Source organism: Erwinia aphidicola (assembly GCF_024169515.1).
GTDB classification, from domain to species: Bacteria; Pseudomonadota; Gammaproteobacteria; order Enterobacterales; family Enterobacteriaceae; genus Erwinia; species Erwinia aphidicola.
Genome location: NZ_JAMKCQ010000001.1, coordinates 826,509 through 844,180, shown reverse-complemented (window position 1 = coordinate 844,180; position 17,672 = coordinate 826,509). Strand labels below are relative to the sequence as shown.

The 17,672-nt window shown below is 57.9% G+C and carries 17 protein-coding genes, 1 other RNA gene and 1 pseudogene; 14 read left to right on the top strand and 5 right to left on the bottom strand.

Going from position 1 to position 17,672, the window contains the following annotated elements; genetic code table 11:
- Positions 1-18: 18 nt before the first annotated feature.
- The 3 genes from J2Y91_RS03800 to zapA all read right to left on the bottom strand — a co-directional run bounded on the left by J2Y91_RS03800 (position 19) and on the right by zapA (position 1,255).
- Positions 19-606, bottom strand: a complete 588-nt coding sequence (locus J2Y91_RS03800) for a 5-formyltetrahydrofolate cyclo-ligase (RefSeq protein WP_048917227.1) — start codon at positions 604-606, stop codon at positions 19-21.
- 93 nt (positions 607-699) lie between these two features.
- A non-coding RNA gene (ssrS, locus tag J2Y91_RS03795) (6S RNA) lies at positions 700-884 on the bottom strand.
- Between the two features lie 41 nt (positions 885-925).
- The gene (gene zapA, locus J2Y91_RS03790; RefSeq protein WP_048917238.1) at positions 926-1,255 is read right to left on the bottom strand and encodes a cell division protein ZapA; all 330 of its coding nucleotides are present in this window, start codon (positions 1,253-1,255) and stop codon (positions 926-928) included.
- Between the two features lie 170 nt (positions 1,256-1,425).
- On the opposite strand from zapA, the gene J2Y91_RS03785 reads away from it, so the two are divergent.
- The 9 genes and pseudogenes from J2Y91_RS03785 to J2Y91_RS03745 all read left to right on the top strand — a co-directional run.
- Positions 1,426-2,004 carry a YecA/YgfB family protein gene (locus tag J2Y91_RS03785; RefSeq protein WP_048917226.1) on the top strand — a complete coding sequence of 193 codons (579 nt, stop codon included), beginning with the start codon at positions 1,426-1,428 and terminating at the stop codon, positions 2,002-2,004.
- Between the two features lie 46 nt (positions 2,005-2,050).
- Complete coding sequence (gene pepP, locus J2Y91_RS03780; protein WP_133622821.1) at positions 2,051-3,367, top strand: Xaa-Pro aminopeptidase; 1,317 nt, start codon at positions 2,051-2,053, stop codon at positions 3,365-3,367.
- A complete protein-coding gene (ubiH, locus tag J2Y91_RS03775) occupies positions 3,364-4,542 on the top strand; it encodes a 2-octaprenyl-6-methoxyphenyl hydroxylase (protein WP_253537336.1) in 1,179 nt (392 codons plus the stop codon). The genes pepP and ubiH overlap by 4 nt, the downstream gene beginning before the upstream one ends.
- Positions 4,543-4,555: 13 nt before the next feature.
- The gene (gene ubiI / locus J2Y91_RS03770) at positions 4,556-5,758 is read left to right on the top strand and encodes an FAD-dependent 2-octaprenylphenol hydroxylase (RefSeq protein WP_048917223.1); all 1,203 of its coding nucleotides are present in this window, start codon (positions 4,556-4,558) and stop codon (positions 5,756-5,758) included.
- A 211-nt stretch (positions 5,759-5,969) separates the two neighbouring features.
- Positions 5,970-6,392, top strand: a complete 423-nt coding sequence (locus J2Y91_RS03765; protein WP_253537334.1) for a hypothetical protein — start codon at positions 5,970-5,972, stop codon at positions 6,390-6,392.
- A gap of 511 nt (positions 6,393-6,903) precedes the next feature.
- Positions 6,904-8,016 (top strand): glycine cleavage system aminomethyltransferase GcvT, encoded by a 1,113-nt coding sequence (gene gcvT, locus J2Y91_RS03760; protein WP_253537333.1) that lies wholly within the window; start codon positions 6,904-6,906, stop codon positions 8,014-8,016.
- A 25-nt stretch (positions 8,017-8,041) separates the two neighbouring features.
- Positions 8,042-8,428 (top strand): glycine cleavage system protein GcvH, encoded by a 387-nt coding sequence (gcvH, locus tag J2Y91_RS03755; RefSeq protein ID WP_048917220.1) that lies wholly within the window; start codon positions 8,042-8,044, stop codon positions 8,426-8,428.
- A gap of 72 nt (positions 8,429-8,500) precedes the next feature.
- Positions 8,501-11,362 carry an aminomethyl-transferring glycine dehydrogenase gene (gcvP, locus tag J2Y91_RS03750; RefSeq protein WP_253537331.1) on the top strand — a complete coding sequence of 954 codons (2,862 nt, stop codon included), beginning with the start codon at positions 8,501-8,503 and terminating at the stop codon, positions 11,360-11,362.
- A gap of 97 nt (positions 11,363-11,459) precedes the next feature.
- Positions 11,460-12,071: pseudogene (locus J2Y91_RS03745) on the top strand (SDR family NAD(P)-dependent oxidoreductase); the annotation flags it as partial.
- 53 nt (positions 12,072-12,124) lie between these two features.
- Here J2Y91_RS03745 and J2Y91_RS03740 read toward each other — a convergent pair.
- Positions 12,125-12,733 (bottom strand): HD domain-containing protein, encoded by a 609-nt coding sequence (locus J2Y91_RS03740; RefSeq protein ID WP_048917217.1) that lies wholly within the window; start codon positions 12,731-12,733, stop codon positions 12,125-12,127.
- Positions 12,734-12,941: 208 nt separating this feature from the next.
- Here J2Y91_RS03740 and trhA point away from each other — a divergent pair, with 208 nt between their 5' ends.
- Positions 12,942-13,595 (top strand): PAQR family membrane homeostasis protein TrhA, encoded by a 654-nt coding sequence (gene trhA / locus J2Y91_RS03735; protein ID WP_133622827.1) that lies wholly within the window; start codon positions 12,942-12,944, stop codon positions 13,593-13,595.
- A 19-nt stretch (positions 13,596-13,614) separates the two neighbouring features.
- Here trhA and ygfZ read toward each other — a convergent pair whose 3' ends face one another.
- Positions 13,615-14,601 (bottom strand): tRNA-modifying protein YgfZ, encoded by a 987-nt coding sequence (ygfZ, locus tag J2Y91_RS03730; RefSeq protein ID WP_133622828.1) that lies wholly within the window; start codon positions 14,599-14,601, stop codon positions 13,615-13,617.
- 226 nt (positions 14,602-14,827) lie between these two features.
- Between ygfZ and sdhE the strand changes: the two genes are divergently transcribed.
- Genes sdhE through creC form a run of 4 tightly spaced genes read left to right on the top strand, consistent with a single transcriptional unit; the run spans position 14,828 to position 17,648 of the window.
- On the top strand, positions 14,828-15,094 hold the full coding sequence (gene sdhE, locus J2Y91_RS03725; RefSeq protein ID WP_099753482.1) for an FAD assembly factor SdhE: 267 nt from the start codon (positions 14,828-14,830) through the stop codon (positions 15,092-15,094).
- Positions 15,075-15,494: a protein YgfX gene (locus tag J2Y91_RS03720; RefSeq protein ID WP_133622829.1), complete on the top strand. Its 420-nt coding sequence runs from the start codon at positions 15,075-15,077 to the stop codon at positions 15,492-15,494. Before sdhE ends, J2Y91_RS03720 begins: the two co-directional genes overlap by 20 nt.
- On the top strand, positions 15,487-16,182 hold the full coding sequence (gene creB / locus J2Y91_RS03715; RefSeq protein ID WP_133622830.1) for a two-component system response regulator CreB: 696 nt from the start codon (positions 15,487-15,489) through the stop codon (positions 16,180-16,182). Before J2Y91_RS03720 ends, creB begins: the two co-directional genes overlap by 8 nt.
- Positions 16,182-17,648, top strand: a complete 1,467-nt coding sequence (creC, locus tag J2Y91_RS03710; RefSeq protein ID WP_133622831.1) for a two-component system sensor histidine kinase CreC — start codon at positions 16,182-16,184, stop codon at positions 17,646-17,648. The genes creB and creC overlap by 1 nt, the downstream gene beginning before the upstream one ends.
- The last annotated feature ends 24 nt before the right edge of the window (positions 17,649-17,672 follow it).

Here is a 17,672-nt window from a genome sequence, read left to right as displayed (position 1 = left end):
TGACACCGCCGCAATCAATCACCACTGCCAGATCTTCGACGGCGTAATCAGCGCCGGTAACGGGATATCCCACTTCGCCACTGGCAGCTTCTCGACCTGCTGACAGTCATGCGCCAGCCCCACGGGCAAAAAGCCATGCTGCTGCCAGTTCTGCAAGGTGCGGTCGTAAAATCCGCCACCCATTCCCAGACGTTGCCCTTCGGCATCAAACGCCACCAGCGGCACCATCAGCACATCCAGCTCGCTTAACGGCAGCAGACGACGGATATCCAGCGGCGGCTCCGGGATGCGCAGGCGGTTAATCTTCAACTCGGTATGCTCGTCATAGCGCAGGAAAAGCAGCTGGCCCGCAGAAAACGGATGCAGCACGGGCAGATAGACCTGCTGTTTGCGCTGCCAGAGCTTGGCAATTAACGGACGGGTATTGAGTTCACCATCTACCGACAGAAACAGCGCAATGTTTTTTGCCTGCTGCAGCGGGGCAAAATTGAGCGCGTGTTCGGCGACCTGCACGGCGGCAAGCTGCTGCTGCTCATCACTGAGTTCGCGCCGCAGGTGGCGGACGTGGGTGCGGATATCCTGACGGTCGAGAAGATTGAGGCTCATTTTCTGGCAACTCCATGTGCGGATGGTGTTTTCAGATTGCCGGGTAAGGCTGGGAGTGTAAATGCCAGAAAGAAGGGGAGATCTTAAAAAATGGGGATCTCCGAGATGCCGCCGCAGGCTGTAACCCTTGAACCCATGGTTCAAGGTGAGTATGCCGTCGTAACCATCAGGCTTCTCGGACGGACCGAGCTTGCGCACAGGTTACAGAGCGTCACACTCTGTTTGGTATTAATTATCGGCTCAGGGGACGGGCCCGCTTGCAAACATCTCAGAGAATTTTTTACTTCACCGTCACTCTATCATAGCTAACGTTGAAGTGTTATTCGAACTTAGAACCAGTGCGTTCAGTTATGCGACCCTGCTCAAGCAATGCCTGTTCAATGGTCTGCTGCAGCATGCGAATACGCTGCTCCATGTTGGACGCATAGTCACGAGTTTTGACTTTTTCCTGCGCCAGTTCATGGCAAATATTGAGTGCGGCGATGAAAACCAGCTGCTCAGTATTTGTGACTCTAGTGCGAACTTTTAAGTCTTGCAACCGTTGATTGAGGTCCTCGGCGGCCAGGTTCAGCGCATCTTGCTGTTCCGGCGGACAATTTACTCGTAATGAACGGCCAAAAATTTGAATATCTACCGGTTGTGCAGACATGCCACCTTCCTGACTGATTACTGCGCCCGCAATCACCCTTACCACTCAATGGCTTGGGAGGGGCGCCACTATAACTACCCCTAATAGAAGAAACAACCCCTTTCTGGAATCGTTGAGGCACCTGGTGGTAGCATATCACGAACTAAACTCGCCAACGACGGCCAAAACGTATGTCACTAACTAACACAATGCCGGGCTATGACCAGCTGGCCTCAGTACTGACGCAGCAGGGAGTCGGAATGACCCCTGCCGAAATGCACGGCCTGATCAGCGGATTGATCTGTGGCGGCAACCAGGACAGCAGCTGGCAATCGCTGGTTCACGACCTGACTAACGAGGGCATGGCGTTTTCACAGACGCTGTCACTGCCTTTGCAGCAGCTGCACGAAGCGACGGGCAACTCGCTGGAAGATGAAGGCTTCCTGTTCCAGCTTTACCTGCCTGAGGACGATGATATCACTGTGTTTGACCGCGCCGATGCGCTGGCGGGCTGGGTGAATCACTTCCTGCTCGGCCTTGGCGTCACGCAGCCGAAGCTCGACAAAGTGAAAGGGGAGACGGGAGAAGCCATCGACGATCTGCGTACCATTGCCCAGCTGGGCTATGACGAAGACGAAGATGAAGAAGAGCTGGAGCAGTCGCTGGAAGAGGTGATCGAATACGTGCGCGTAGCGGCCCTGCTGTGCCACGACACCTTCACCCGTGTCGTGCCTACCAATGTGGTAATGAAAAAGCCAACGCTGCACTAAACTGTCGCTACTCAGCGGTTTAATGGAACAGCATTCAGGAGATCGTATGACCCAGCAAGAGTTTTTGCGCCGCCGCCAGGCGCTGTTAGCAAAAATGGCCCCGGCCAGTGCGGCATTGATTTTTGCCGCCCCGGAAGCAACTCGCAGCAACGACAGTGAGTATCCCTATCGGCAGAACAGCGATTTCTGGTACTTCACCGGGTTTAATGAACCGGAAGCGGTGCTGGTGCTGATTAAAAGCGATGAGAATCACAATCACAGCGTGCTGTTTAACCGCGTGCGCGATCTTACGGCTGAAATCTGGTTTGGCCGCCGTCTGGGGCAGGATGCTGCGCCTGCGGTTCTGGCGGTGGATCGTGCGCTGCCGTGGGACGATATCGGTGAGCAGCTGCACCAGCTCCTTAACGGGCTGGACGTGGTGTACCACGCGCAGGGCCAGTACGCCGGGGCCGACAGCATCGTGTTCAGCGCGCTGGATACCCTGCGCCGTGGCTCGCGCCAGAATCTCTCCGCTCCGGCCACGCTGACCGACTGGCGCCCGTGGGTGCATGAGATGCGCCTGATTAAGTCCGCGGAAGAGCAGGCGGTACTGCGTGAAGCGGGCCGTATTAGCGCGCTGGCTCATACCCGCGCTATGCAGAAATCGCGTCCGGGAATGTATGAATATCAGCTGGAGGGGGAGATTCATCATGAATTCAACCGCCACGGCGCCCGCTACCCCTCTTACAACACCATCGTTGGTGCCGGGGAGAACGGCTGCATTCTGCACTACACCGAAAACGAGAGCCAGATGCACGACGGCCAGCTGGTGCTGATCGACGCGGGCTGCGAGCTCAAGGGCTATGCTGGCGATATCACCCGCACTTTCCCGGTCGGTGGCAAATTCAGCGCACCGCAGCGCGCCATTTACGATATTGTGCTGGCTTCGCTGAATAAGGCGCTGGAACTGTATCGACCCGGCATCAGCATCCGTGAAGTGACGGCGGAAGTGGTGAAGATTATGGTGAGCGGCCTGGTGGAGCTGGGCGTGATGCAGGGCGATGTCGATACCCTGATCGCTGAAAATGCCCATCGCCAGTTCTTTATGCATGGTCTGAGCCACTGGCTGGGTCTGGATGTGCACGATGTCGGTCACTACGGCGTGGACCGCGACCGCATTCTTGAAGCGGGCATGGTGTTGACCATTGAACCGGGGCTGTATATCGCTCCGGACGCGGACGTACCCGTTGAGTATCGCGGTATCGGTATCCGAATTGAAGATGACATTATTATCACCGCAGATGGCAATGAAAACCTGACCGACACGGTGGTGAAAGATGCGGATGAGATTGAAGCACTAATGGCGGCAGCGAAGCGTTCATGAGCATAATTATCGCAGGCGGCGGGATGACGGGGGCCACGCTGGCGTTAGCCATTTCCCATCTGACTCAGGGAAAGCTGGCGGTCACCCTGGTGGAAGCCACAGAACCTGCCAGCCGGGCGCATCCTGGCTACGACGGGCGTGCTATTGCTCTGGCGGAAGGTACCTGTCAGCAGCTTGCCGCGATTGATCTGTGGCCGCTGCTGGCCTCCTGCGCCACGGCTATTACCGACGTTCACGTCAGCGATCGCGGCCACGCTAGCTTTGTTTCACTCAGCGCGGCCGACTACGGCGTTTCTGCACTGGGTCAGGTGGTTGAGCTGCACGAGGTCGGGCAGCGGCTGTTCAACCGCCTGAAGCAGGCGCCAGGGGTCACGCTGCGCTGCCCGGATAAAGTGTCGCAGGTGACGCGTACCCAGAATAGCGTTAGCGTCACGCTCGCCCGTGGGGAAACGCTCGGCGGCGAACTGCTGGTGGCCGCTGATGGTTCGCATTCGCAGGTGGCAACCGCCTGTGGCATCAGCTGGCAGCGGGCGGATTATCAGCAGGTCGCGGTGATTGCCAATGTCTCAACTCAGCTGCCGCATCAGGGGCGGGCGTTCGAGCGCTTTACCGAACATGGCCCGCTGGCGCTGTTGCCGATGTCAGACGGGCGCAGTTCGCTGGTGTGGTGCCATCCGCTCGCGCAAAAATCCGCTGTGGACGGCTGGGACGACGGGCGTTTTATTGCGGAGTTGCAGCGTGCATTCGGCTGGCGGCTGGGGCGCATCACTCATGTCGGCCAGCGCCACAGCTATCCACTGCAGCTGCAAACCGCTGCACAGCATGTTGGCCATCGTCTTGCGCTGGTCGGCAATGCGGCACAGACTCTGCACCCCATCGCCGGGCAGGGCTTTAATCTCGGTATTCGTGACGTGATGTCGCTGGCGGAAACGCTGGCGGCGGCATGGCGCGCCGGGCAGGGCGTGGGCGCATTCGCCACCCTGCAACACTATCAGCAGCGCCGTCAGCCGGACGCGCAGGCCACCATCGGCATTACCGATGGGCTGGTCAGACTGTTTGCAAACCGCTATACGCCGCTGGTTATTGGGCGCAATCTGGGACTGCTGGCGATGGATCATCTGCCGCTGTTACGTAATTTGCTGGCCGAGCGCACGTTGGGCTGGGTTAAGCGTTGAGGAGAAAGCAGTAATGCAAACCTATGATGTGATCATCGCCGGTGGCGGTATGGTCGGGCTGGCCGTGGCCTGTGGCTTACAGGGCAGCGGGCTACGCGTGGCCGTGCTGGAGCGCGAAGTGCCGACGGCAGTTGAGGCCGATGCGGCCCCTGGGCTGCGCGTCTCGGCGATCAACGCCGCCAGCGAACGCCTGCTGCAGCATCTTGGCGTCTGGAGCACCATCCTCGCCGCTCGCGCCAGCGCCTACCATGGCATGGAAGTCTGGGACCGCGACAGCTTCGGGCATATCGCGTTTGACGATGAGCAGCAGGGGCTGGCGCACCTCGGGCATATTATCGAAAACCGGGTGATCCACCAGGCGTTATGGCAGCGTGCGGAGAGCCTCAGTGATATCACCCTGATTGCCCCGGCGCAGTTACAGCAGGTCGCCTTTGGTGACAACGAAGCGTTCGTTACCCTGCAGGATGGCAGCATGATGACCGCTCGTCTGCTGGTCGCGGCGGATGGCGCCAACTCCTGGCTGCGTAATAAAGCCGATATCCCGCTAACTTTCTGGGACTATCAGCATCATGCGCTGGTTGCCAACATCCGCACCGAGAAGCCGCATGACGCGGTGGCGCGTCAGGTGTTTCACGGCGACGGCATTCTGGCCTTCCTGCCACTCAGCGACCCGCATCTGAGCTCAATTGTCTGGTCATTATCACCCCAGGAAGCATTGCGCCTGAAAGAGATGCCTGCTGCGGTGTTTAACCAGCAGCTGTCGGTCGCGTTCGACCTGCGTCTTGGCCTGTGTGAAGTGGAGAGCGAGCGCCAATCCTTCCCGCTGATGGGGCGCTACGCGCGCAACTTCGCGGCTCACCGTCTGGCGCTGGTAGGCGATGCGGCCCACACCATTCATCCCCTGGCCGGACAGGGGGTTAACCTTGGCTTTATGGATGCCGCTGAGCTGATTGGTCAGGTCAAGCGCCTGCAGCAGCAGGGCAAAGACATTGGCCAGCATCTTTATCTGCGTCGCTACGAGCGCAGCCGCAAGCATAGCGCGGCGGTGATGCTCGCCAGCATGCAGGGTTTCCGCGAGCTGTTTGACGGGAATAATCCGGCGAAGAAACTGCTGCGCGATGTTGGCCTGGCGCTGGCGGACACGCTTCCCGGCGTCAAGCCACGCCTGCTCAAGCAGGCAATGGGGCTGCACGATCTGCCTGACTGGCTGAGCTGAAATCAGTAAAAAATCGGGGCTGCGGCCCTGATTCACCGCAATAGCACATATTCACCAACGGCCTGATAGCTAAAGATGCAAGGATTGCGTCTGCGTGCTGGTTAAAATTTGTTCGGAAAAGTTCAGGCAAAGCAAGGATGGCTTAATGAGTGAGAATATACATCAATGGCGCAGTTATCGTGTTTCGCAAACAGGGGGGAATGGAGGTGGAATGGACAATTTGACCAGACGCGTGGAACATCTGGAACAGGATAGCCATCAGATCAAAATCGATCTGGGCATACTCACTGCGCGCTCTGAAAGCTTTGCGACCAAAGCTGATGTTGAGAGTGTCAGAACAGAGGTGCAAGGTGTCCGCGCCGAGGTGCATGGTGTCCGCGCTGAGGTGCAAGGTGTCCGCGCTGAGGGGCAAAGTATCCGCGCCGAGGTGCAAGGTGTCCGCGCTGAGGGGCAAAGTATCCGCGCCGAGGTGCAAAGTGTTCGCGCAGAGTTGATACAAGAGTTAGCCGCTTTAGAAGTAAGAACGAATAACAGGTTTGATGCGCTCAACGCTAAAATCACCTGGACACTTTTAGTCCCGGCAATCCTGGCTGTTCTTGCCTGGTTCGTGAAGGAAGCCGTTCTGAAAGGCTGACTGATGTTTTACCATACCCCCCTCTTCTCGTCTGATATAGGCATCTTTGTATCGGGATGCCGATTATTAGCGTAACTGAGGAATCTTCTTGCCTTCCTCCTCCCTCTTTGTCCCTCTTTGTCCCTGTTTGCACTTTTGGTGCAATGGATGCCCCTTTTTTGCACATCGTTTGAATTATTCTAATTTCACCCCCGCGCTCGCATTACTTTTAATAATGCATAGGTCTTTTCCCTCAAGTGGTTTTTTTCCCCGTGCGTGCTTAATCCTGGCCATTAAACTGAATGAGTGACGGTTAATTACTGAATTCGTGCGTTATAACGCATTTTTTTGGTGAAAAACACTGGAAACTCAGCCTGGCCATTTCTGGCACGGCAACAGATTCGACCCCGTTTTACTTATGGTTAATTGGCGTGTTCGGTGGTAAGTTCAGAGCTAAGGTAACGTTTGCGTCGGTCCCGCAAAGGCGGTGAGAGGCGCTGGTCAGCAACCGGATATCAGATACAGGAATGATATGACTCAGCAAACCGAGATTCAGCAAACTCCCCTTTTCGAACAGCATCAGGCGTGTGGTGCCCGCATGGTGGATTTTCATGGCTGGATGATGCCGCTGCATTACGGCTCGCAAATGGATGAACATCATGCAGTGCGCACGGACGCCGGGATGTTTGACGTTTCTCATATGACGATTGTCGACCTGCACGGCGCACGCACGCGCGAATTTCTGCGTTATCTGTTGGCCAATGACGTTGCCAAACTGACGCTGCCGGGCAAAGCCCTGTACAGCGCGATGCTCAACGCCTCTGCCGGGGTGATTGACGATCTGATTGTTTACTTTATTAGCGAAGAGTTCTTCCGCCTGGTGGTCAACTCCGCCACGCGTGAGAAAGACCTGGCGTGGATCGGTCAGCATGCCGCTGACTACGGCGTTGAATTGACCGAGCGTGACGATTTGGCACTGGTGGCCGTGCAGGGACCCAATGCCCAGCAGAAAGCCCAGACGCTGTTTAATGATGCGCAGCGCGCCGCCGTCAGCGGAATGAAGCCGTTCTTTGGCGTGCAGGCGGGTGACTATTTCATCGCCACCACCGGTTATACCGGTGAATCCGGCTACGAGATTGCCCTGCCAAACGAGCAGGTTGCCGATTTCTGGAAGAAATTGCTGGCAGCGGGTGTCAAGCCTGCCGGCCTTGGCGCGCGCGATACGCTGCGTCTGGAAGCCGGCATGAACCTGTACGGTCAGGAGATGGATGAAGGCGTTTCTCCGCTGGCCGCCAATATGGGCTGGACCATTGCATGGGATCCAGCCGATCGCCAGTTCATTGGCCGTGAAGCGCTGGAACAGCAGCGCGAAAAGGGTACCGACCAGCTGGTGGGCCTGATCATGACCGAAAAAGGCGTATTGCGTAATGAACTGCCGGTGCGCTTCAGCGATGCCGATGGCAATCAGCATGAAGGTATTATCACCAGTGGTTCATTTTCCCCAACGCTGGGATGCAGTATTGCCCTTGCGCGCGTGCCTGCCGGAATTGGCGAGCAGGCGATTGTGCAGATCCGCAACCGCGAAATGCCGGTGCAGGTGACTAAACCGATTTTTGTCCGCGCCGGTAAGCCGGTGACGAAATAATTTTTGCCTTTTGGAGAGCATATTGATGAGCAATGTACCAGCCGAACTGAAATATCGTGACAGCCATGAATGGGTGCGCAAAGAGGCCGATGGCACCTTTACCGTCGGGATCACCGAGCATGCGCAGGAGCTGCTCGGTGACATGGTGTTTGTTGACCTGCCGGATCTTGGCAACACCTATAGCCAGGGCGAAGATTGCGCTGTGGCTGAATCGGTGAAAGCCGCGTCTGATATCTATGCCCCACTGAGCGGCGAAATCATTGAGGTAAACAGCGCGCTGGAATCTGAGCCTGAACTGGTGAACAGCGATCCCTACACCGAAGGCTGGCTGTTCAAGATCAAAGCCAGCGATGATACCGAGTTCGAAACCTTGCTTGATGCTGCTGCTTACGCTGCCGCCATCTCAGAATAACGTTTAATCGTCACTTCAGGGCGGGCTATTCGCTGCCCTGAAACCCGATGCCCGATGCAGGATTTACCGCTAATGACCCAGACTCTCAGCCAGCTTGAACATCACGGTGCATTTATCGAGCGCCATATCGGACCTTCCCAGGAACAGCAGGCAGCGATGCTCAGCGCCATCGGTGCCTCATCGCTGAGCGAGCTCATCGCCTCGATTGTGCCCGCCGACATCCAGCTTCCCAGCCCACCTGCGGTAGGCGATGCGCTGACCGAACACCTGGCGCTGGCCGAGCTGAAGGCGATTGCATCACAAAATCAGCGCTATAAATCCTTTATTGGCATGGGGTACACCCCGGTGCTGACGCCGCCGGTGATCCTGCGCAACATGCTGGAAAACCCAGGCTGGTACACCGCATACACTCCTTACCAGCCGGAAGTCTCCCAGGGCCGTCTGGAAGCACTGCTGAACTTTCAGCAGCTGACTCTTGACCTGACCGGGCTGGATATCGCGTCTGCCTCGCTGCTGGATGAAGCGACCGCCGCCGCCGAAGCGATGGCGATGGCAAAGCGCGTCAGCAAGCTGAAAAATGCCAATCGCTTCTTCGTTGCTGATGATATTCATCCGCAGACGCTGGACGTGGTGCGCACCCGCGCTGAAACCTTTGGCTTCGAGGTGCTGGTCGATAAAGCGGAGAAAGTGCTGGAGCTGCAGGATGTGTTCGGCGTGCTGTTACAGCAGGTCGGCACCGGCGGTGAAGTGCATGATTACGGTGACCTGATTGCTGAGCTGAAAAGCCGCAAAGTGGTGGTCAGCGTGGCAGCCGACTTTATGGCGCTGGTGCTGTTACAGGCGCCGGGCAAGCAGGGCGCGGATATCGTTTTCGGCTCCGCGCAGCGCTTCGGCGTACCAATGGGCTACGGTGGTCCGCATGCGGCATTCTTCGCCGCGCGTGACGAACACAAACGTTCAATGCCTGGCCGTATTATCGGCGTATCGCGTGACGCCGCGGGCAACACCGCACTGCGTATGGCGATGCAGACGCGCGAGCAGCATATCCGCCGTGAGAAAGCTAACTCTAACATTTGCACCTCGCAGGTGCTGCTGGCAAACATTGCCAGCCTGTACGCGGTATTCCACGGCCCGGCCGGGCTGCAGCGCATCGCCGGGCGTATCCATCGCCTGACCGATATTCTTGCGGCCGGGTTGCAGAAGGGTGGTCTGAAACTGCGTTATCACAGCTGGTTTGATACGCTGACGGTAGAAGTGGCGGATAAAGCTGCCGTGCTGGATCGTGCGCTGAGCTTTGGTATTAATCTGCGCAGCGATATCCTCAATGCGGTCGGCATTACGCTGGATGAAACCACCACGCGTGAAGACGTCGCGGCGCTGTTCTCAATCCTGCTGGGCGAGCAGCACGGGCTGGAGATCGATGCCCTCGATGCGGATGGCGCTTCCATTCCCGCTGCAATGCTGCGTCAGGATGCGATCCTGACCCATCCGGTGTTTAACCGTCATCACAGCGAAACCGAGATGATGCGTTATATGCACAGCCTGGAGCGCAAAGATCTGGCGCTCAATCAGGCGATGATCCCGCTTGGCTCGTGCACGATGAAGCTGAACGCGGCGGCGGAGATGATCCCCATCACCTGGCCCGAGTTCGCCGAGCTGCACCCGTTCTGCCCGGCAGAGCAGGCAACTGGCTATCTGCAGATGATCGGCCAACTGTCGCAGTGGCTGGTGCAGTTGACCGGCTACGATGCGCTGTGCATGCAGCCGAACTCCGGCGCGCAGGGCGAATATGCCGGCCTGCTGGCCATCCGTCGCTATCACGAAAGCCGCAACGAAGCCGGGCGAAATATCTGCCTGATCCCCAGCTCTGCACACGGCACCAACCCGGCTTCGGCGCAGATGGCCGGTATGGCTGTGGTGGTGGTAGCCTGCGACAAACAGGGCAATATCGATTTGCACGACCTGCGCCTGAAGGCGGAGCAGGCGGGCGAAGCACTCTCCTGCATTATGGTCACTTACCCGTCAACGCACGGCGTGTATGAAGAGACGATCCGCGAAGTGTGCCAGATCGTCCATCAGTTTGGCGGTCAGGTTTACCTGGACGGCGCCAACATGAACGCGCAGGTCGGCATTACCACGCCGGGCTATATTGGTGCAGACGTGTCGCACCTCAATCTGCATAAAACCTTCTGTATCCCGCACGGCGGCGGTGGCCCGGGTATGGGGCCTATCGGCGTGAAAGCGCATCTGGCACCGTTTGTACCGGGCCACAGCGTGGTGCAGATTGACGATATGCTGACCGGCCAGGGCGCAGTCTCTGCTGCGCCATTCGGCAGTGCATCCATTCTGCCGATTAGCTGGATGTATATCCGCATGATGGGCGCAGAGGGGCTCAAGCAGGCGAGTTCGGTGGCGATCCTCAATGCCAACTACATCGCCCATCGCCTGCAGTCAGCTTACCCAATCCTCTACGTCGGGCGTGACGGCCGCGTGGCGCACGAATGTATTCTCGATATTCGTCCGCTGAAAGAGCAGACCGGCATCAGCGAGCTGGATATTGCCAAGCGCCTGATTGACTACGGATTCCATGCACCTACCATGTCCTTCCCGGTAGCGGGCACCCTGATGGTTGAGCCGACCGAATCGGAAAGCAAAATTGAGCTGGACCGCTTTATCGATGCGATGCTGGCAATCCGTATGGAAATCGATCGCGTATTCAATGGTGAATGGCCGGCAGACGATAACCCGCTGGTAAATGCACCGCACACGCAGAGGGAAATTGTCGGTGAGTGGAGCCACCCTTATACGCGTGAGCTGGCGGTATTCCCGGCAGGCAGCGACAATAAATACTGGCCAACCGTTAAGCGCCTCGACGATGTTTACGGTGACCGCAATCTGTTCTGCTCCTGCGTACCGATGAGTGAATACGAATAACGGGCGCATGTTTTGCCCAGGGCAGGCAATCCTGCCCCGAATGTAATCCTTTCTGACAGGGGCAGCCAATGGTTGCCCTTTTTATTGGAGATGCTGAATGAAGATCGCCTTAATTACCGGTGCCAGCCGGGGGATCGGTCGCGCGACCGCTATTCTGCTGGCGCAGATGGGCTGGCGGGTCGCGGTAAACTATGCCCGCCGCAGCGATGCCGCGCTGGAAGTGGTGGATGTAATAGAACAGCAGGGCGGCAGCGCGTTCGCTATTCAGGCGGATATTGCCGATGAGGCGCAGGTGATAGCGATGTTTGCGGAGATTGACCGCCAGCCAGGTCAACTGACAGCTCTGGTGAATAACGCCGGGATCCTGTTCCAGCAGGCGACGCTGGAGCAGCTGAGCGCCGAGCGCATCAATCGGGTATTTGCCACCAATGTGACCGGCAGCTTTATTTGCTGCCGTGAGGCGGTCAAACGCATGGGCCATCATCACGGCGGCAAAGGTGGGGCGATTGTCAATGTCTCTTCCGCCGCGTCGCGCATTGGGGCACCGGGCGAGTACATTGACTACGCCGCCTCGAAAGGGGCCATGGATACCCTGACAAAAGGGCTGTCGCTGGAAGTGGCGGCGCAGGGCATTCGCGTCAACGGCGTGCGGCCCGGCTTTATCTACACCGAAATGCACGCTGACGGGGGGGAACCGCAGCGGGTGGAAGGTAAGGCGAAATATTTGTAGGGGCGGACCCTCTTTTTCGGTCCGCCCGCAAGTCACAATAACCATCCCTGCTGGTGCGCATTATCCAGATGCTGCTCTAAGTGCTGCCATAGCTCCGGCCACTGCTGCGCCAGCTTCACGTTGCGTGCCTTAACCTGCTCCAGGCGAATGCCGTTCTCTCGCCAGCTCTGTCCCTGATTATGCAGGTTAAGCATGATGGGCAGTGCGCGGTCGAGCATATTGGCGAAGCGCGCATCGGCGCTTTCGCCGGATTCATACTCATCCCACAGGGCGCGAAAACGCTGATTGAGCTCCGCAGGCAGCAGGCCAAAAATACGTCCGGCGGCCGCCACTTCCTGCTCATGAATCGCATCGCGTGCTGCCAGGTCGTAAACCATCACATCCCCGGCATCGATTTCCACCACATCATGCACCAGTGCCATCTGCACCACGTGCTGCACATCGATTGCCTCACGGGAGAACGGTGCCAGGCTCATGGCGGCCATCGCCAGGTGCCAGCTGTGTTCCGCAGAGTTCTCCTGGCGCGCATTGCCCAGCAGTCGCGTGCGGCGCTCCACGCCTTTTAGCTTGTCGAGCTCCATTAAAAACTGCACCACTTCTGTCATCGCGCCGAAATCTAAGGCTGCTACCCTGTCAGACATCACACTCTCACTTATCCCCTAAAAACTTGCCAATAGTTTAAGGGAAACGTTTGCGTAATTCTTTAAAGAAAATGTATTACAAGGTTACATATATATTTTAGCTTACATGTGTACTCTGAAATTATTCTCAGTTAGGCTATTTGTGATGAATTTTCCACCCGCGCATTTTGCGAGGGTTGGACCTATTTCTTGGGGATTATCGTTAGATATGGCGAAACAAAAACTACTGGAGCCCGGTTACTCACTGGCGGAAGAGGTCGCCAACAGCATCAGCCACGGCATTGGCTGCCTGTTTGGCGTGATTGGCTTAGTTCTGATGCTCGACCAGGCCATAGACGCCCGTGCCGGTGCGCTGGCAATCGCCAGCTACAGCCTTTACGGCGGCAGTATGATCCTGCTGTTTCTCGCTTCCACCCTGTATCACGCCATTCCTGGCGAACGCGCTAAGTTCTGGCTGAAAAAGCTCGACCATTCGGCAATCTATCTGCTGATAGCTGGAACCTATACGCCGTTCCTGCTGGTGGCGCTGAAATCGCCGCTGGCGCACGGTTTGATGGCGGTTATCTGGGGTCTGGCGCTGGTAGGAATAGTGTTTAAGCTGGTGTTTGCGCATCGTTTTGAGGCGCTGTCGCTGGTGACCTACATGCTGATGGGCTGGCTGTCGCTGATCGTGCTGTATCAGCTGGCGCTACGCCTGCCGTCAGGCAGTATCTGGCTGCTGGCCGCCGGGGGGATAATCTATTCGCTCGGGGTGATTTTCTACGTGGCGAAGCGCATTCCGTATAACCATGCCATCTGGCACGGTTTCGTGCTGGGCGGTTCGCTATGCCACTTTCTCGCCATCTATTTATACGTGATGTAAGGGGCTTGCGCCCCTTCAATTAGCCCTGGGTGATTTCGTAAGGCAGTGGCTGAATCGCCAGTTTGCCGCCTTCATCGCCCTGCACGCGCAGCACGGTATCCGCTTCCAGGTCGTTATTTAGCACGGCCTGCACCCAGACCTCGCCGTTATCCAGCTGGCAGGCGGCAAGGATGGTGCCGGTGCGGCGCCAGTTCTCACCCATCTGCATCTCCAGCGCATCATTTGCCGCAGGCACTACGCCAGCCTTGCCGGCCAGCCAGAAGAGCGCACGTTTATTGGCACCGCGGAATTTAGCGCGTGCCACCATCTCCTGACCGGTATAGCAGCCTTTCTTAAAGCTGATGGCGTCCAGCGCCTGCAGGTTGGTCGCCTGTGGGATCAGCTGGGCGCTGGTGGCGCTGTCGATGATCGGGAAGCCGGCTTCAATATCGAGTGCCAGCCACTGCCGACTGTCGTTGAGCTGGGCTTCACCCGCCAGTTTATCCTGCAGCTCCTGCGCTTTGGCCGCCGTAGTGACCAGCAGGAAACGCTCGGCGGGCAGGTTAAACCACAAGAGCGTGCTGTCATCCTGCTGGATCACCGGGGAGCCAGCGTCGGGCAGGGCGTCAAAAACCCCCGCCAGTGCGGCGCGTGCCTGGAACCCGGCCACGCCCAGCAGCACCGCTTCATCGTCCGGGAGCAGCGTCACTTTGGCGAATACCGCGTATTTTTTCAGCTCGGTCAGCTGAGTGTCGCGCAGGCTGCGGCGCTCAATAAAGGCCATTCCTTCGCCACGGTGGAACAGGCGCAGGTTGCTCCACATCTTCCCTTTGGCATCGCAGTGCGCGGCAGGGCGGTGCTGATTGTCGGCCAGCGCCGCAACATCCAGCGTCACTTGACCCTGTAAATAGCTAACGTGATCTGCACCGCTGGCGTTCACCAGCGCCCACTCTTCCAGTGAAATCAGGGTCAGCGGCAGGCGTGCTGAGGCGACCGGCTGGCGGGGAGGGTAAGAAATATTCGGCATAATTCAGTCCTAAATTAACGAATTTAGTGAAATCTGTTGCTCATGTTAAAAGAGCGCACCTGCTTTGCAACCTGTTTCCAGAAAAAGCGGCACAAAACGCGTGATAACCCTGCAACCGGTAACGCTGTTTTGCGCGCCGTGCCGCACGCAGTGCATTGCATCATCAACAGCGCCGCAAAAAAGCGGTACACTGTGCGCCATGTTTGGTTAACCGACGCTGAGTGACATGGATATTACAAATAAAGCACGTATTCACTGGGCATGCCGCCGCGGCATGCGCGAACTGGATATCTCCATCATGCCGTTTTTTGAGTATGAGTTTGACTCACTGGACGACACCGACAAGCAGCTGTTTGTCCGGCTGCTGGAGAACGATGACCCGGACCTGTTTAACTGGCTGATGAACCACGGCGAGCCAGCCGATGCGGAGCTGAGAAGGATGGTGGCGCTGATTCAGGAGCGAAACCAACAACGTGGTCCTGTGGCAATGTAGCCTGCGGGTTTCCTGGTATGCCCGCTGTGCCTCGCTGATGCTGCATGGCACCGTCATCCTCGCGCTGCTGCTGGCAGCCTGGTCGGCCAGCTTTGGCTATACCCTGCTGTGGGCAGGCTTAACGGTGCTGGTGGTGCTGGAATGCCTGCGCAGTCAGCGGCGGATTGTCAGACGCGAGGGGGATCTCGCCCTGCTGCCGGGGCACATTGTGCGCTGGCGCCAGCAGCAGTGGCAGATGCCGATTCCGCCGTGGATCACCCGCCAGGCGATACTGCTGTCGTTGCGTAATCACGCAGGTCAGCGCGAGCGGCTGTGGCTGTTTGCCGACGCTATGGAAAGCGCCGAATGGCGCCTGCTGCGCCAGCAGCTGCTGATGAATAAGGAGCGCGCGGATGAGTAGTGCGACGATCTGGTTAGTTGAGGATGAAGCTGCCATCGCGGATACCCTGCTCTACATGCTGCAGCTTGAAGGCTTCACTACCCGCTGGTTTCCCCGCGGGCTGCCGGTGCTGGAGGCGGTTGCCCGCCAGCAGCCCGATCTGGTTATTCTTGATGTCGGGCTGCCGGACATTAACGGCTTTGAGCTGTGCCGCCAGCTACTGGCGCAGCTGCCTGAGCTGCCGGTGCTGTTTCTGACTGCGCGCAGTGAGGAGATCGACCGCCTGCTCGGCTTAGAGATCGGCGCGGACGACTACGTCGCTAAACCCTTTTCACCACGCGAAGTTTGCGCCCGGGTGCGAACCCTGCTGCGCCGCCTGCAAAAACAGCAGCGTGTGGCGCAGGCTGCGCAACTTCAGGTCGGGCGCTTTACCCTTAATGAGGCTGCTGCCAGCATTCAGTGGTGCCAGCAGCCGTTATCCTTAACGCGCTATGAATATCTGTTACTGCGAACCCTGCTGCTGTCACCCGGGCGCGTTTTTTCACGCCAGCAGTTGATGGATCTGGTGTGGAAAGAGGCCGAGGAGAGCCTTGACCGTACCGTTGATACCCATATCAAAACCCTGCGTGCCAAGCTGCGTGAAATCAACCCTGACAGCCAGGTGCTGATGACTCATCGCGGGCTGGGGTACAGCCTGGTGGCGGGCTGATGCGTATCGGAATGCGCCTGCTGCTCGGCTACTTCCTGATTGTCGCGGTAGCCGCCTGGTTTGTACTGAACATCTTCCTGCAGGAGATAAAACCCGGCGTGCGGCGCGCCATGGAAGGCACGCTGGTGGATACCGCCACGCTGCTGGCACAGTTTGCCCGTAGCGATATATTGAGCGGCAATCCGCAGCGTGGAGAGCTGGCGCAGGCATTTGCCCAGCTGGCTGATTATCCGGTCAACGCCAGCATTAGCGGTATTGCCAAGCGGCGTAATGAGTATCGCGTTTACCTCACTGACGATCGCGGCAAGGTTTTATTCGACTCGGCAGGGCGGGCGACGGGGGAGGATTACTCGCGCTGGAACGATGTCTGGCTGACGCTGCGCGGGCAGTACGGCGCGCGCAGTACCCGCAGTAATCCGGATGATGAAAGCAGTTCAGTGATGTACGTGGCTGCTCCGGTGCGTGACGGCGAGCGGCTAATCGGCGTGGTCAGCGTAGGCAAGGCCAACAGCACTATGCTGCCGGTGATCCGCCGCAGTGAGCACCGCATTCTGTGGGCGGGTGCGGCGCTGCTGGGGATAGCCTTGCTGATTGGGCTGGGATTTGTGCTGTGGATCAACCGCTCGGTTGGGCGATTAGTGCGCTATGCCGACTCGGTCACGCGCGGCGATGCGCTGCCGCTGCCCGCGATGAACAGCAGTGAACTGCGTAAGCTGGCGCAGGCGCTGGAGAGTATGCGCCTGAGGCTGGAGGGCAAACGCTATATTGAGCACTATGCTCACGCCCTGACGCACGAGTTGAAAAGCCCGCTGGCGGCAATACGCGGAGCGGCGGAAATTCTTCAGGAGTGCCCCCCGGTCGAAGTGGTACAACGCTTCTCTGCCAATATCCTGCAGCAAAATGCGCGCATGCAAAGGCTGATCGACAACCTGCTGCGCCAGGCGAAGCTTGAAAACCGCCCGGAGATTGCGCTGCAAACCCTGGAACTGCTGCCGCTGATGGCATCGCTCTGCGACAGTCGTGCGGTGCAGGCACAGGGTAAGCATCTGCACATTGACCATATTGCCGTTGCCGGGATCAGCGTGAATGCCGATCGGCTACTGCTGGAACAGGCGCTGGCTAATCTGTTGGATAACGCCCTGGATTTTACGCCGCAGCAGGGAGAGGTGACGCTGAGTGCCGAACTTCTTGATACGGAAATCGTCATCAAGGTCAGCGACAGCGGGAGCGGTATCCCTGATTACGCCCTGCCGTTTATCTTTGACCGTTTTTACTCCCTGGCGCGCAGCAATGGAGAGAAAAGCAGCGGATTGGGGCTGGCTTTCGTGCAGGAAGTGGCGCGTCTGCATCACGGCAAAATAACGCTGAGCAATCTGCCGCAGGGAGGGGTGGTTGCCTGTCTGACGCTAAAGAAATCCTTCACCACTTCACCGTCCCTTCACACAGCTTCATTCTCACCTCATTAACAGCGGTTAGCTTCTGCGTGACAA

Excerpts from the sequence above, each read along its gene's own strand:
- creB (WP_133622830.1), top strand. The coding sequence starts at position 15,487 with ATGAGTAGTGCGACGATCTGGTTAGTTGAGGATGAAGCTGCCATCGCG.
- J2Y91_RS03765 (WP_253537334.1), top strand. The coding sequence starts at position 5,970 with ATGGACAATTTGACCAGACGCGTGGAACATCTGGAACAGGATAGCCAT.
- J2Y91_RS03800 (WP_048917227.1), bottom strand. The coding sequence starts at position 606 with ATGAGCCTCAATCTTCTCGACCGTCAGGATATCCGCACCCACGTCCGC.
- J2Y91_RS03740 (WP_048917217.1), bottom strand. The coding sequence starts at position 12,733 with ATGTCTGACAGGGTAGCAGCCTTAGATTTCGGCGCGATGACAGAAGTG.
- sdhE (WP_099753482.1), top strand. The coding sequence starts at position 14,828 with ATGGATATTACAAATAAAGCACGTATTCACTGGGCATGCCGCCGCGGC.
- gcvT (WP_253537333.1), top strand. The coding sequence starts at position 6,904 with ATGACTCAGCAAACCGAGATTCAGCAAACTCCCCTTTTCGAACAGCAT.
- zapA (WP_048917238.1), bottom strand. The coding sequence starts at position 1,255 with ATGTCTGCACAACCGGTAGATATTCAAATTTTTGGCCGTTCATTACGA.
- J2Y91_RS03785 (WP_048917226.1), top strand. The coding sequence starts at position 1,426 with ATGTCACTAACTAACACAATGCCGGGCTATGACCAGCTGGCCTCAGTA.
- creC (WP_133622831.1), top strand. The coding sequence starts at position 16,182 with ATGCGTATCGGAATGCGCCTGCTGCTCGGCTACTTCCTGATTGTCGCG.
- gcvH (WP_048917220.1), top strand. The coding sequence starts at position 8,042 with ATGAGCAATGTACCAGCCGAACTGAAATATCGTGACAGCCATGAATGG.
- trhA (WP_133622827.1), top strand. The coding sequence starts at position 12,942 with ATGGCGAAACAAAAACTACTGGAGCCCGGTTACTCACTGGCGGAAGAG.
- ygfZ (WP_133622828.1), bottom strand. The coding sequence starts at position 14,601 with ATGCCGAATATTTCTTACCCTCCCCGCCAGCCGGTCGCCTCAGCACGC.
- gcvP (WP_253537331.1), top strand. The coding sequence starts at position 8,501 with ATGACCCAGACTCTCAGCCAGCTTGAACATCACGGTGCATTTATCGAG.
- ubiI (WP_048917223.1), top strand. The coding sequence starts at position 4,556 with ATGCAAACCTATGATGTGATCATCGCCGGTGGCGGTATGGTCGGGCTG.
- ubiH (WP_253537336.1), top strand. The coding sequence starts at position 3,364 with ATGAGCATAATTATCGCAGGCGGCGGGATGACGGGGGCCACGCTGGCG.
- pepP (WP_133622821.1), top strand. The coding sequence starts at position 2,051 with ATGACCCAGCAAGAGTTTTTGCGCCGCCGCCAGGCGCTGTTAGCAAAA.